This window comes from Variovorax sp. SPNA7 (assembly GCF_033807855.1).
GTDB classification, from domain to species: domain Bacteria; phylum Pseudomonadota; class Gammaproteobacteria; order Burkholderiales; family Burkholderiaceae_C; genus Variovorax; species Variovorax beijingensis.
Map to the genome: position 1 here is coordinate 3502822 of NZ_CP138513.1, position 12114 is coordinate 3514935.

At 68.6% G+C, this 12114-nt stretch carries 12 protein-coding genes; 10 read left to right on the forward strand and 2 right to left on the reverse strand.

Translation table 11 applies throughout. From position 1 onward, the window contains the following. Positions 1 to 16: 16 nt before the first annotated feature. From RZE77_RS16465 to RZE77_RS16510, 10 genes are all read left to right on the forward strand, one after another. Positions 17 to 784, forward strand: a complete 768-nt coding sequence (locus RZE77_RS16465) for a class II aldolase/adducin family protein (protein WP_319438370.1) — start codon at positions 17 to 19, stop codon at positions 782 to 784. 98 nt (positions 785 to 882) lie between these two features. Further along, on the forward strand, positions 883 to 1761 hold the full coding sequence (locus RZE77_RS16470; RefSeq protein WP_319438371.1) for a bile acid:sodium symporter family protein: 879 nt from the start codon (positions 883 to 885) through the stop codon (positions 1759 to 1761). Positions 1762 to 1768: 7 nt separating this feature from the next. Further along, complete coding sequence (locus RZE77_RS16475; protein ID WP_319438372.1) at positions 1769 to 2695, forward strand: LysR family transcriptional regulator; 927 nt, start codon at positions 1769 to 1771, stop codon at positions 2693 to 2695. A 340-nt stretch (positions 2696 to 3035) separates the two neighbouring features. Next, positions 3036 to 4466, forward strand: a complete 1431-nt coding sequence (gene tcuA / locus RZE77_RS16480; protein ID WP_319438373.1) for an FAD-dependent tricarballylate dehydrogenase TcuA — start codon at positions 3036 to 3038, stop codon at positions 4464 to 4466. Then, positions 4450 to 5676 (forward strand): tricarballylate utilization 4Fe-4S protein TcuB, encoded by a 1227-nt coding sequence (gene tcuB / locus RZE77_RS16485; RefSeq protein WP_319438374.1) that lies wholly within the window; start codon positions 4450 to 4452, stop codon positions 5674 to 5676. Before tcuA ends, tcuB begins: the two co-directional genes overlap by 17 nt. 42 nt (positions 5677 to 5718) lie before the next feature. After that, complete coding sequence (locus RZE77_RS16490) at positions 5719 to 6507, forward strand: class II aldolase/adducin family protein (protein WP_319438375.1); 789 nt, start codon at positions 5719 to 5721, stop codon at positions 6505 to 6507. Between the two features lie 84 nt (positions 6508 to 6591). Next, entirely contained in the window at positions 6592 to 7569 is a 978-nt protein-coding gene (locus tag RZE77_RS16495; protein ID WP_405547622.1) for a Bug family tripartite tricarboxylate transporter substrate binding protein, read from the forward strand. Beyond that, complete coding sequence (locus RZE77_RS16500; RefSeq protein ID WP_319438377.1) at positions 7566 to 8540, forward strand: D-2-hydroxyacid dehydrogenase; 975 nt, start codon at positions 7566 to 7568, stop codon at positions 8538 to 8540. Before RZE77_RS16495 ends, RZE77_RS16500 begins: the two co-directional genes overlap by 4 nt. Before the next feature lie 57 nt (positions 8541 to 8597). After that, positions 8598 to 10877: a glycoside hydrolase family 3 N-terminal domain-containing protein gene (locus RZE77_RS16505; RefSeq protein ID WP_319438378.1), complete on the forward strand. Its 2280-nt coding sequence runs from the start codon at positions 8598 to 8600 to the stop codon at positions 10875 to 10877. A gap of 21 nt (positions 10878 to 10898) precedes the next feature. Next, complete coding sequence (locus tag RZE77_RS16510) at positions 10899 to 11180, forward strand: hypothetical protein (RefSeq protein ID WP_319438379.1); 282 nt, start codon at positions 10899 to 10901, stop codon at positions 11178 to 11180. A gap of 85 nt (positions 11181 to 11265) precedes the next feature. Here the strand turns inward: RZE77_RS16510 and RZE77_RS16515 are convergent, their stop codons facing one another. Next, positions 11266 to 11610 carry an alpha/beta hydrolase gene (locus tag RZE77_RS16515; protein ID WP_319438380.1) on the reverse strand — a complete coding sequence of 115 codons (345 nt, stop codon included), beginning with the start codon at positions 11608 to 11610 and terminating at the stop codon, positions 11266 to 11268. Positions 11611 to 11758: 148 nt separating this feature from the next. Further along, positions 11759 to 12106, reverse strand: coding sequence for an FmdB family zinc ribbon protein (locus tag RZE77_RS16520; protein ID WP_319426460.1), 348 nt, complete (start codon positions 12104 to 12106; stop codon positions 11759 to 11761). Positions 12107 to 12114 lie beyond the last annotated feature (8 nt).

The following is a 12114-nucleotide window of genomic DNA, read 5'->3' on the forward strand; positions in this document are numbered from 1 at the left end:
AAGGAACCAACCCACCATGAACGCAAACTCCCAATCTGAAATCCAGAAGCTCGTCTCCGCCGAGGAGTGGCAGCTGCGCGTCGACCTTGCCGCCTGCTATCGCCTGGTGGCGCTCTACGGCTGGAGCGACCTGGTCTTCACGCACATCAGCGCGCGCATTCCCGGGCCCGAGCACCACTTCCTGATCAACCCCTACGGCCTGATGTTCGACGAGATCACCGCGTCGAGCCTGGTCAAGGTCGACCAGCAGTGCAACAAGATCATCGACTCGCCCTACCCCGTGAACCCGGCCGGCTTCGTGATCCACAGCGCCGTGCATGCGGCGCGCGAAGACATCCAGTGCGTGCTGCACACCCACACCCGGGCCGGCATCGCGGTGAGCGCGCAGAAGAACGGCGTGCTGCCCATCAGCCAGCAGTCGACCTTCGTGCTGGCGTCGCTGGCCTACCACGACTACGAAGGCGTGGCCTTCCGCGACGACGAGAAGCCGCGCCTGCAGGCCGACATGGGCAACGCCAATTTCCTGATGCTGCGCAACCACGGCCTGCTGACTTGCGGCAAGACCATTGCCGACGCCTTCCTTTCGATGTACACCTTCGAGAACACCTGCCAGATCCAGATCGCCGCGCAATCGGGCGGTAGCGAACTCACGCAGGTGAACCCCAAGATCGTCGAGGGCGTGGGCCAGGCGATGAAGGTGCAGACCGGCGGCCTGGGCGGACAGTTCGTCTGGCCTTCGCTGATCCGCAAGCTCGACCGCATCGACGACAGCTACAAGCAATAAGCAGAGCGCCGATCCCGGTTTCCACGGCTGCCAGCGCCTGCGCGACGGGTGTTGGCGGCCATTTTTTCAGAAGAACCAGAAAGAGGAGACAACAAGCCATGGACGCTACGCTCATCGTGACCCGCTTCCTGTTCGGCGCGCTCGCGCTGGTGATGTTCGGGCTCGGGCTGTCGCTCTCGCTGGACGACTTCCGGCGGCTCTTCAAGCACCCCAAGGCGGTGACCATCGCGCTCGTGCTGCAGGTCGTCGGGCTGCCGCTCGCTTGCTACGCGATCATCGTGGGCTTCGGGCTGTCGCCGGTGTTCGCGGTCGGCCTCATGCTGCTTGCGGCATCGCCGGGCGGCATCTCGGCCAACCTGTTCTCGCACCTGTTCGGCGGCAACGTGGCCATGAACATCTCGCTCACGGCCGTGAACACGCTGCTGTCGATCGTCACGCTGCCGCTCATCGCGAACTGGGCCATCGGGCATTTCGCGCAAGGCGGCCAGGTGGTGCCGCTGCAGACGCGCAAGCTGGTGGAGGTGATCGCGATCGTGCTGGTGCCGGTGGCCATCGGCATGTTCGTGGCCTCGCGCCGGCCCGGTTTTGCCGCGCGCATGGAAAAGCCGACCAAGATCTTCAGCGCCGCAGTGCTCGCGGTGGTGACGGTGCTGGCCATTGCGAACGAATGGAAGACCATCACGACGACCTTTGCCGAGATCGGACTGCCGGTGCTGCTGTTCAACCTGCTGAGCCTGCTCGCGGGCTACTACCTGAGCCGCGCCGCGGGCCTGGACAAGCCGCTGGCCACGGCCATCAGCTACGAGATCGGCATCCACAACTCCACGCTGGCCATCTTCATCGCGGTGAGCGTGCTCGGCAGCTTTCCGCTCGCGCTGCCGGCAGCCATCTATTCGGTGGTGATGTACATCACCGCGCCGCTGTTCGGCTGGCTGCTGCTGCGCCGGCGCCAACCGGTGGCCGTTCCTGCGCGATGATGCGCGCATGGAACTTCGGCAACTGCGCTACTTCGTCAAGGTCTGCGAACTCCGCAGCATGGGCCGCGCGGCCATCGAGCTGGGCGTGGTCACCTCGGCGCTGAGCCAGCAGATCAGCCGGCTCGAAGGCGAGCTCTCCACGCGCCTGCTGCAGCGCAGCTCGACGGGCGTCGTGCCCACCGACGCCGGCATGGCCTTTTTGCACCAGGCGCAGCTCACGCTGCGCCATGCCGACGACGCGGTGCGCGCGGCGCAGCAGGCACGCCTGTCGGGCCATGTCAGCGTGGGCCTTGCGCCCACCACGGCCACCGTGCTCGGCGTGCCGCTGATGCGCGCCATGCAGGAGCGCTACCCCGAGGTGCGGCTGCACATGGTCGAGGCGCTGTCGGGCCATCTCACGACCATGCTGCATGCGCGCCAGCTCGACCTGGCGGTGCTGTTCCAGACCGACACGCCGCGGCGCTGGAGCGTGACGCCGCTCTTGGCAGAGAAGCTGTTCGTGATCGCATCGCCGACGCTGGACGGGCGCCCCACGGGCACCAAGGTGCGCCTGTCGCAGCTCGCCGAGGTGCCGCTGATCCTGCCGAGCGGCAGCCACGGCCTGCGCGCGACGCTGATGGCGGCCTTTGCCCGGGCCCGCATCCAGCCGCGCATCGTTGCCGAAGTCGACGGCCTTGCGCTGCTGATGGACGCGGTGCGCGCGGGCTACGGCGCCACCGTGCAGCCCGGCGCCGCCACGGCCCGGCACGACCGCGACGACCTGGAGCTCACGCAGATCAGCGATGCGCACGTGGGCCGCCGCAACCTGCTCGTGAGCCTGTCCGACGACGAGCTTTCGCCGGCCGCGCTGGCCGCACGCGTGGTGGTCGCCGACACGGCGCGTGCCCTGGTGCGCGAAGGCCGCTGGACCGGGGCCAGTCTTCTCGAAAACTGAACACCCGTTGCCTCTTTCGGCCTTTCGCGTGAAGGCCTGGCTCCCTAAAGTCTCATAGGGCCTGTTGACGCTATTCAAGGGGTCGCGAAGCTCGCCACAGTCCGCCCATCAAGACGCGTGACGCTGTGCGTGCGTCCGCACGCACAAGGAGCGCAACGCCGAGGGGCGGACTGTGGCGAGCTTCCCTGCGGGTTGCTCCGCCAAGGGGCTGTCTGCGGCGTTGCCCGCGCTTGCAAGGCTTCAGCCTTGCTGCGCCCGGGCGCCTTGCATCCAGCCCCTTGGCGGAGCAACGCGACCCCTTGAATAGCGTCAACAGGCCCTTTTCCAAGGAGACCCACGAGTGATAGACGTACTGGTTGTCGGCGGCGGCAATGCCGCGCTGTGCGCCGCGCTGATGGCGCGCGAGGCCGGCGCTTCGGTGCTGCTGCTGGAAGCATCGCCGAAAGAATGGCGCGGCGGCAATTCGCAGCACACCCGCAACCTGCGCTGCATGCACGACGCACCGCAGGACGTGCTGGTCGATGCCTACCCTGAAGAGGAGTACTGGCAAGACCTGCTGAAGGTGACCGGCGGCCTGACCGACGAGCACCTCGCGCGCCTGGTGATCCGCGCCTCGTCGAATTGCCGCGACTGGATGCGCAGCCACGGCGTGCACTTCCAGCCGCCGCTGTCGGGTGCGCTGCACGTCGCGCGCACCAATGCCTTCTTCATGGGCGGCGGCAAGGCGCTGGTGAATGCCTATTTCCGCAGCGCCGAAAAGCTGGGCGTGCAGATCCGCTACGACACGCCCGTGGCCTCGGTGGAGCTCGACGGCGAGCGCTTCGTGGCCGTGCGCACCGAGGCCGGCGAGCGCATCGAAGCCAGGAGCTGCGTGCTGGCCGCCGGCGGCTTCGAGTCGAACCGCGAATGGCTGCGCGAAGCCTGGGGCCGGAACGAGCGCGGCGAATGGCCGGCCGACAATTTCCTCGTCCGCGGCACGCGCTTCAACCAGGGCGTGCTGCTGAAGTACATGATCGAAGCCGGCGCCGACAGCATCGGCGATCCGTCGCAGGGCCACATGGTGGCCATCGATGCGCGCGCGCCGCTCTACGACGGCGGCATCTGCACCCGCATCGACTGCGTGTCGCTGGGTGTGGTGGTCAACCGCGAGGCCGAGCGCTTCTACGACGAAGGCGAAGACTTCTGGCCCAAGCGCTATGCGATCTGGGGCCGGCTCGTGGCACAGCAGCCGGGGCAGATCGCGTGGTCGGTCATCGACCAGAAGGCGGTCGGGCGCTTCATGCCGCCGGTGTTCGCCGGCACCCAGGCAAGCACGCTCGGCGAACTCGCGCAGAAGATCGGCCTGGACGAAGCCGCCTTCGTGCGCACCGTGCAGGACTACAACGCCGCCTGCCGCGTCGGCCGCTTCGACCACACCGCCCTCGACGACTGCCACACCGAAGGCATCGCGCCCGCCAAGACGCACTGGGCGCGCCCGATCGACACCGCGCCCTTCTACGCCTACCCCGTGCGGCCCGGCATCACCTTCACGTATCTCGGCCTGAAGGTGGACGAGACCGCGGCCGTGCGCTTTGGCGGCCGGCCCAGCCCCAACCTGTTCGTGGCCGGCGAAATGATGGCCGGCAATGTGCTGGGCAAGGGCTACACGGCCGGCGTGGGCATGAGCATCGGCACGGCCTTCGGCCGTATCGCGGGCACGCAGGCGGCGCGCGCAGCAAAGAACCTTTCGAAAAAGAAGTCCCCGGAGACCGCCCTTGCAGCAGCTCACTGACCTGGTCGCACGCGCCCGTGCGGATGCCGACGGCATCGGCAGCGCCTCGGCGCGCGTGATTCCCATCCGCCCGGCCCTGCCGCTCGCCGCCAGCGAAGCCGAAGTTGCGCGCATCCTGCAGATCTGCAACGCCTGCCGGTATTGCGAAGGCTTCTGCGCCGTGTTCCCCGCAATGACGCGTCGGCTCGAGTTCGGCAAGGCCGACACGCACTACCTGGCCAACCTGTGCCACAACTGCGGCTCCTGCCTGCATGCCTGCCAATATGCGCCGCCGCACGAGTTTGCGGTGAACGTGCCGCAGGCGATGGCGCAGGTGCGCATGCAGACCTATTACGATTACGCCTGGCCACCCGCGATGGGCGCGCTCTACAAGAAGGCCGGCCTCACCGTTGCGCTGGCGCTGGCGGGCGGGCTCGCGCTGTTCCTGGTGCTGGCCGTGGCGATGACGGGCGCGCTGCTGCACGAACCGCTCGCGGGCAACTTCTACGCGATCTTCCCGCACAACTTTCTCGCGCTCGTGTTCGGTGCGGTGTTCCTCTTCGTGCTGTTCGCGCTGGCGATGGGCGTGCGGCGCTTCTGGCGCGAGGTGTCGCCGGCGCAGGAGAACGCGCCGGGCGAAGTGGCCGGCGTGCGCGCCGCGGCCAGCGCCGAGGCCGCGCACGATGTGCTGCGCCTCAGCTACCTGGGCGGCGGCCACGGCGAAGGCTGCAACAACGAAGACGACCGCTTCACCCTCTGGCGCCGGCGCTTCCATCACTTCACCTTCTACGGCTTCATGCTGTGCTTCGCCTCCACCTGCGTGGCAACGCTCTACCACTACCTTCTTGGCCTGCACGCGCCCTATGCGCTCACGAGCCTGCCGGTGCTGCTGGGCACCGCCGGCGGCATCGGCCTGGTGATCGGCCCGGTCGGCCTGCTGTGGATGAACCTGCGGCGCAATGCGGCGCATGGCGACGTGGCCCAGCGGCCGATGGACCGCGGCTTCATCGCGCTGCTGCTGCTCACCAGCGTCACGGGCCTGGCCCTGCTCGCGTGGCGCGACACCGGCTTCATGGCGCTGCTGCTCGCGGTGCACCTGGGCGTGGTGATGGCGCTGTTCCTCACGCTGCCCTACGGCAAGTTCGCGCACGGCATCTTCCGTTCGGCGGCGCTGCTCAAGTTCGCGATCGAAAAACGCCTGCCCAGCCGCCTGCAGCTGGGCGCCGAGTGAATGAATGAAACGAATCCTCCCATCGAAGAAAGGAACCACGCGATGACCCCTCCGGGCGTACTCCAGATCCCCTCCATGAAAGGCCGCTGCTCCGAGGCCGAGTGGCAGGCCCGCATCGACCTGGCCGCCTGCTACCGGCTCGTCGATCTCTACGGCATGTCGGACATGATGGCCAACCACATCTCCTCGCACGTGCCGGGCGAGAAAGGCGCCTTTCTCATCAACCCGTACGGAATGATGTACGAGGAGATCACCGCGTCGAGCCTCATCAAGGTCGACCAGGACGGCAACATCCTCTCCAAGCCCGACTTCGGCGAACTGGACTACGGCATCAACAAGGCCGGCTACGTGATCCACAGCGCGGTGCATGCCGCGCGGTCCGACGTGGCCTGCGTGATCCACACGCACAGCTGGGCGTCGATGGCGGTGTCCTCGCTCGAATGCGGCCTCTTGCCGCTCACGCAGACCGCGATGCGCTTCCTGAAGATCGGCTATCACGACTACCAGGGCGTGGTGCTCGACACCGAGGAGCAGGCCTCGCTGCTGGCCGACCTGGGCCAGAGCGAAGCCGTGATCTTCCGCAACCACGGCGCGCTGGTGGTGGGCCGCAGCGTGGGCGAGGCCTTCAACTGGATGCACCGGCTCGAGCTGGCCTGCCGCGCGCAGATCGGCGCGATGTCGTGCAACACGCCGCTCCAGGCGGTGCCGCAGCACGTCCTCGAAGAGACCTGGAACAACTACCAGCCCGGCACGCGCCGCCCCTACGGGCTCATGGAATGGCCCGCGCTGCTGCGCAAGCTCGACCGCATGGACCCGGGCTTTCGCGACTGATACCTCCCCGCATCCCGCACTCCCATCAGAGGACCAGAAAAAATGACACGAGACAAGCCTTCATCATCCATCCATTCATTCGCCATGCGCCGCCGCGGCTTCGCCAGTGCTGCGGCACTCGCGTTGCTCGCAGGCGGCCTGGCCGCGGCCCACCGTGCCGAAGCGCAGTCGCCCTACCCTTCGAAGCCGGTGCGCGTGGTGGTGGCCTTCACCGCCGGCGGCACCACCGACATCCTGGCGCGCGCGGTGACGCAGCAGATGTCCGAGAAGCTCGGGCAGCCCTTCGTCATCGACAACAAGCCCGGCGGCGGCGGCAACATCGGCACCGAGTTCGTGGTGCGCGCGCCGGCCGACGGCTACACGCTGATCGTCAATTCGGTCGGCCCGATGGCCGTGAACCAGACGCTCTACAAGAACCTGCCCTACGACCCGCTCACCGACCTCGTGCCCGTGGTGCAGATTGCCGACGTGCCCAACGTGCTGGTGGTGAATCCCGGGGTGCCCGCGAAGACCATGGAGGAATTCATCGCCTATGCCAAGGCGAATCCGAACAAGCTGAACTACGGCTCCACCGGCGTCGGCACCTCGTCGCACCTGTCGAGCTACATGCTCAGCAAGCGCATCGACGCCGAGACGCTGCACATTCCCTACAAGGGCGCCACTGCGCTGAACGACCTGCTCGCGGGCCGGGTGCAGTTCATGTTCGCGACCATTCCATCGGTCATCTCGCACATCAAGGCGGGCAAGCTGCGCGCCATCGCGGTCAGCAGCCTGCAGCGCTCGCGTTCCCTGCCCGATGTGCCCACGGTGGCCGAGAAGGGCTTTCCGGACTTCTCGGCCGGCTCGTGGTTCGGTTTCTTCGCGCCCAAGGGCACGCCCGAGCCGGTGATTGCGCTGCTCAACAAGGCGGTCAACGAGGCCCTGCCCTCGCTCAGTGCGCAGATGGTGCGCGAGGGCGCCGACCCGGTCGGCGGCACGCCGGCGCAGTTCGGGCAGTTCGCGCGCCGCGAGTACGAGAAGTGGAAGCTGATCGTGCGCGAATCGGGCGCCACCGCCGAATGACACAGCCCCTGCGCATCCTGATGTCGCCCGCGGCCGCGCACCAGGCGGCGGGCGGCCTGGCGGAAGCGCTGGGCGCCCGGCCGTACGTGTTGGCAGGCATCGGCGACGATGCCGACGTGGCCTTCGTCTCGCGCGACGTCACCGGCCTTTCGACCAAGCATGCGGTGCTGCCTGACACGCAACGCTTCCACGACGCGCTGCGCGCCGCGCCTTCATTGCGCTGGGTGCATGCCCACTCGTCGGGCGCCGACCGGCCGGTGTATGGCGAACTGCTTGCGCGCGGCGTGGCCGTGACGACCTCGTCGGGCGCCAATGCGGGCGTGGTGGTGCAGACCGCGCTCGCCGGTGTGCTGATGCTGGCGCGCTGCTTTCCGCAGTTGCTGGAAGCGCAGCGCAGCCGAAGCTGGGCGCCGCTCGTGGGCAGCGGGCTGCCGCGCGACCTTGCGGGACAGACCGCGGTGATCGTCGGCTGGGGTCCCATCGGCCAGGGGCTGGGCTCGCTGCTCTCGGCACTGGGCTTGCGCGTGGTCGCGGTTCGAAGCAGCGACCGTGCGGCCGAGCCGCCCGCATCGGAATCGGTGAGCTATGAACGCATCGGCGAAGTGCTGCCGCGTGCCGACTGGCTGGTGCTGGCCTGCCCGCTGAGCGAGCGCACCCGCAACCTCGTCGACGCGGCCGCGCTCGCGCGGCTGCCGGCCGGCGCGCGGCTGGTGAACGTGGCCCGCGGCGAAGTGGCCGATGAGGCCGCGCTCATCGATGCGCTGCAGCGCGGCGCGTTGGCCGGCGCCTGCCTGGACGTGTTCGCGCAGGAGCCGCTGCCGGCCGCATCGCCGCTGTGGATGCTGCCCAACGTGATCGTCACGCCGCACACCGCCGGCCACTCGGACGGCAACGAGGCGCGCGTGGCCACCATCTTCCTGGACAACCTGCGGCGCTGGGCCCGGGGACAGCCGCTGCTGAACAGGGTGTAACAGCGTTAAGACCCAGCCGTGCCGTGCGGCATCGCTTTGGCGTGAGAATGGCGTGCCATGCACGTTCGAATCTCCGCCATGGCGGCGGCCCTGCTGGGCCTGGCCTCTGTTCTCTCCTCCCCCGTCTCCCACGCAGCCCCGGCCACCGCCGAGGGCGCCGCGGGCGCGGATGCCCGCATCGAATCGCTCATCGCCCGCATGACGGTCGAGGAGAAGGTCGGCCAGCTCAGCCTCTACGGCCCCGCCAACACCAATATTCCCGGCAACCCGCAGGCCGGCCAGCGCAACGCCCAGCAAGAGATCGACGACGTGCGCGCCGGCCGCCTCACGGGCCTTTTCAACAACGAAGGACTGGAGCGCAAGCGGGTGCTGCAGGAGGTGGCCGTGCGCGAATCGCGCCTGGGCATTCCGCTGCTCTACGGCGCCGACGTGATCCACGGCTTTCGCACCATCTTTCCCATGCCGCTGGCCGAGGCCGCGAGCTGGGAGCCGGAGCTCGCCGAGCGCACCGCGCGCGCCGCCGCGGTCGAAGCCAGCGCCGACGGCTTCCGCTGGACCTTCGCGCCGATGGTGGACATTGCACGCGACGCGCGATGGGGCCGCGGCATCGAGGGCGCCGGCGAAGACGTGTACCTGGCCAACCTGTTCGCGGCCGCGCGCGTGCGCGGCTTCCAGGGGAGCGACCTCTCGCGCGCCGACTCGCTGCTGGCCACGCCCAAACATTTCGCGGCCTACGGCGCTGCCGAAGGCGGGCTCGACTATGCCGCCACCGACATCTCCGAGCGCACGCTGCGCCAGGTCTACCTGCCGCCGTTCCGCGCCGCGCTGGACGCGGGCGCGCTCTCGGTCATGAGCGCCTTCAACGAGATCTCCGGCATTCCGTCGATTGCCAACCCGGCGCTGCTCACAGGCGTGCTGCGCGACGAGTGGAAGTTCAAGGGCTTCGTGGTGTCCGACTACACGGCCGACGAGGAACTGATCGCGCACGGCTATGCCGCCAACGGCCGCGAGGCGGCCAAGCAGTCGTTCCTGGCCGGCACCGACGTCAGCATGCAGAGCGGCCTGTACATGCGCCACCTGCCCGAGCTCGTGGCCTCGGGCGAAGTGCCGATGGCGCGGCTCGACGACGCGGTGCGCCGCGTGCTGTGGGTCAAGCAGAAGCTCGGCCTCTTCGACCAGCCGCTGCGCGGGCTCGATGCCGCGCCGGCACAGCCCCGGGCCGACAACCCCGCGCACATCGCGCTGGCACGCGAGGATGCGCGCCGCTCCATCGTGATGCTGAAGAACGAACGCGCGGTGCTGCCGCTGCCCAAGTCGGGCCGGAAGATCGCGCTGATCGGGCCCTTCGCCTCGGGCACGCAGGACCTGCTCGGCGCATGGAGCCTGTTCCCGGGCCAGTCGGCGCCCGTCGGTATCGACGAAGGCCTGCGCGCCGCGCTGGCCGACCCTGGCGCGCTGACGGTGGTGCGCGGCTCGGGCATCGATTCGCCGCTGGCCGGCGGCATCGAGGCCGCCGTGGCCGCCGCGCGCGATGCCGACGTGGTGGTGCTCGCCATCGGCGAGAGCGAGCGCATGTCGGGCGAGGCCCGCTCGCGCACCGACATCGGCATCCCGCAGGCCCAGCAGGACCTGGCCGAGGCCGTGGCCGCCGCCGGCAGGCCGGTGGTCGTGCTGCTGAGCAATGGCCGCGCGATGGCGCTCAGGGGCGCGGTGCGCAATGCCGACGCCATCCTCGTCACCTGGTTTCTCGGTGTGCAGACCGGCACGGCGATTGCCGACGTGGTATTCGGCGACTTCAATCCCTCGGGCCGGCTGCCGGTGAGCTTTCCGCAGGCCTCCGGCCAGGTGCCCTTCTACTACGGCCAGAAGCGCACCGGCCGGCCGCTGCCCGACAACGACCAGGCCATGGCCTTCAAGACCCGCTACGTGGACACCACCAACCAGGCGCTCTACCCCTTCGGCCATGGCATCGGCTATGCGCCGGTGCGCTACGACGGCATGGAGCTGAGCCAGGACCGGCTGCCGCTCGGCGGCACGCTACGCGTGCGCGCCACCGTCACCAACACCGGCCAGCGCCAGGCCGAGGAAGTGGTGCAGCTCTATGCCGCCGAACGCGCCGCGAGCGTGACGCGGCCGGTGCGCGAGCTCAAGAACTTCCGCAAGGTGCGCATCGAGCCCGGCGCGTCGAAGGTGGTCGAGTTCACGCTGCGCGCGGACGAGCTGCAGTTCATCGGCCGCGACATGAAGCCGACGGTGGAGCCGGGAGAGTTCGACCTGTGGGTGGCGCCTTCGGCCGCGGGCGGCATCAGGAAGAGCTTCGCGCTCACGCGGGAGTGAGGCGCGATGGACGATCGATCAATGATGAAAACACCCGTGCCCACCGGGCGCCGCCTCGAACTCGTCTCCGAAACGGTTATCGAGAACTACAGCTTCGGTCCGGACGGCACCGTCGCCGCGATCCTGGGAGAGAAGAACGGGCCCGCATGCGCACCGCTCTTTCGCTACCGCGTGCTGTCTGCCGACAGCATCGAGCTGCTGGACGGCGATGGGGTGTTCGCGACCTGGACGCACATCGAGATCGATGGCGATCTGCTGCGCGCCCGATGCAACGGCCAAGCCAGGGTGTTCAGGATCGGATGATGATGCGGCGGCTGGCGGAAGACGCGAAAAACGGGCCCCGTCGAGGGCCCGTTCTTCATTGCGCCGATCAAGGGATCGCTTCGGCTCAGAGGCCGGCCTGGCGCGTGAACGACACGCTGGGCTTCTTGTAGGCTTGCGGCACTTCGTCGCGGTAGAACGCGCGGCGGTCGAGGCTTGCGAGCGGGTCGTGCGCCTTGGCAACGGCTTCGGCCTGGATGGTCGCGCGGTCGGCGGTCGAGGTGAAGGCTTGTGCGGTAGCACCGTCACCGTATTCGTTGCCGGCGCGGGCGGCGGCAACGGCTTGCGGTGCGACCTCGGCGCGCGAAACGCCGGAGTTCACGGTCAGCACACCTTCATAGGTTTCTGCATGCGCACCGGCGGCAGCCAGGAGCGAGAGAGCAGCAGCAGCGAGGACTTTCGAGGCATTCATTTCAATCTCCTAATGGGTTGGTTGGTGAGATGAAGTTTGATCCCGAAGCCCCATGAAAAAACGCCGCAAAACGAATCACGGCGTTCACGAGATTGAAACAATGGGGCAGATGCCATGGCACCGCCCGCCCCGCAGTCTTAGTGGAGGATTAGTGCGAAATCATCCAGGGCCGCTTGGCCGGCGCCGACTTGGCACCGTTGGGCGCCGTCACTGTCGCACTGCGCCGCGACGATGAACCCGAGCAGCAGCCGCAGCCCGCCGGATGCTTGAAGCGCGCGTAGTCGCGCGAGCTGCCCGGCTCGTGCCGGGCGCGCTCGTTGGTCTCCATCGCGCGGCGCGTGCCCGAGGCCATCAGCGCGAGCCGCGGCGCCGCCGAAAGCACGCGCGGCGATGCGCATCCGCAGTCGGGGCACGCGGCGGGATCGTCGCGCTGGCCCGAAGGCCGCAGCGCCTCGAAGCCGCCGCACTGGCCGCAGGCGTAGTCGTAGGTGGGCATGGGCGCGT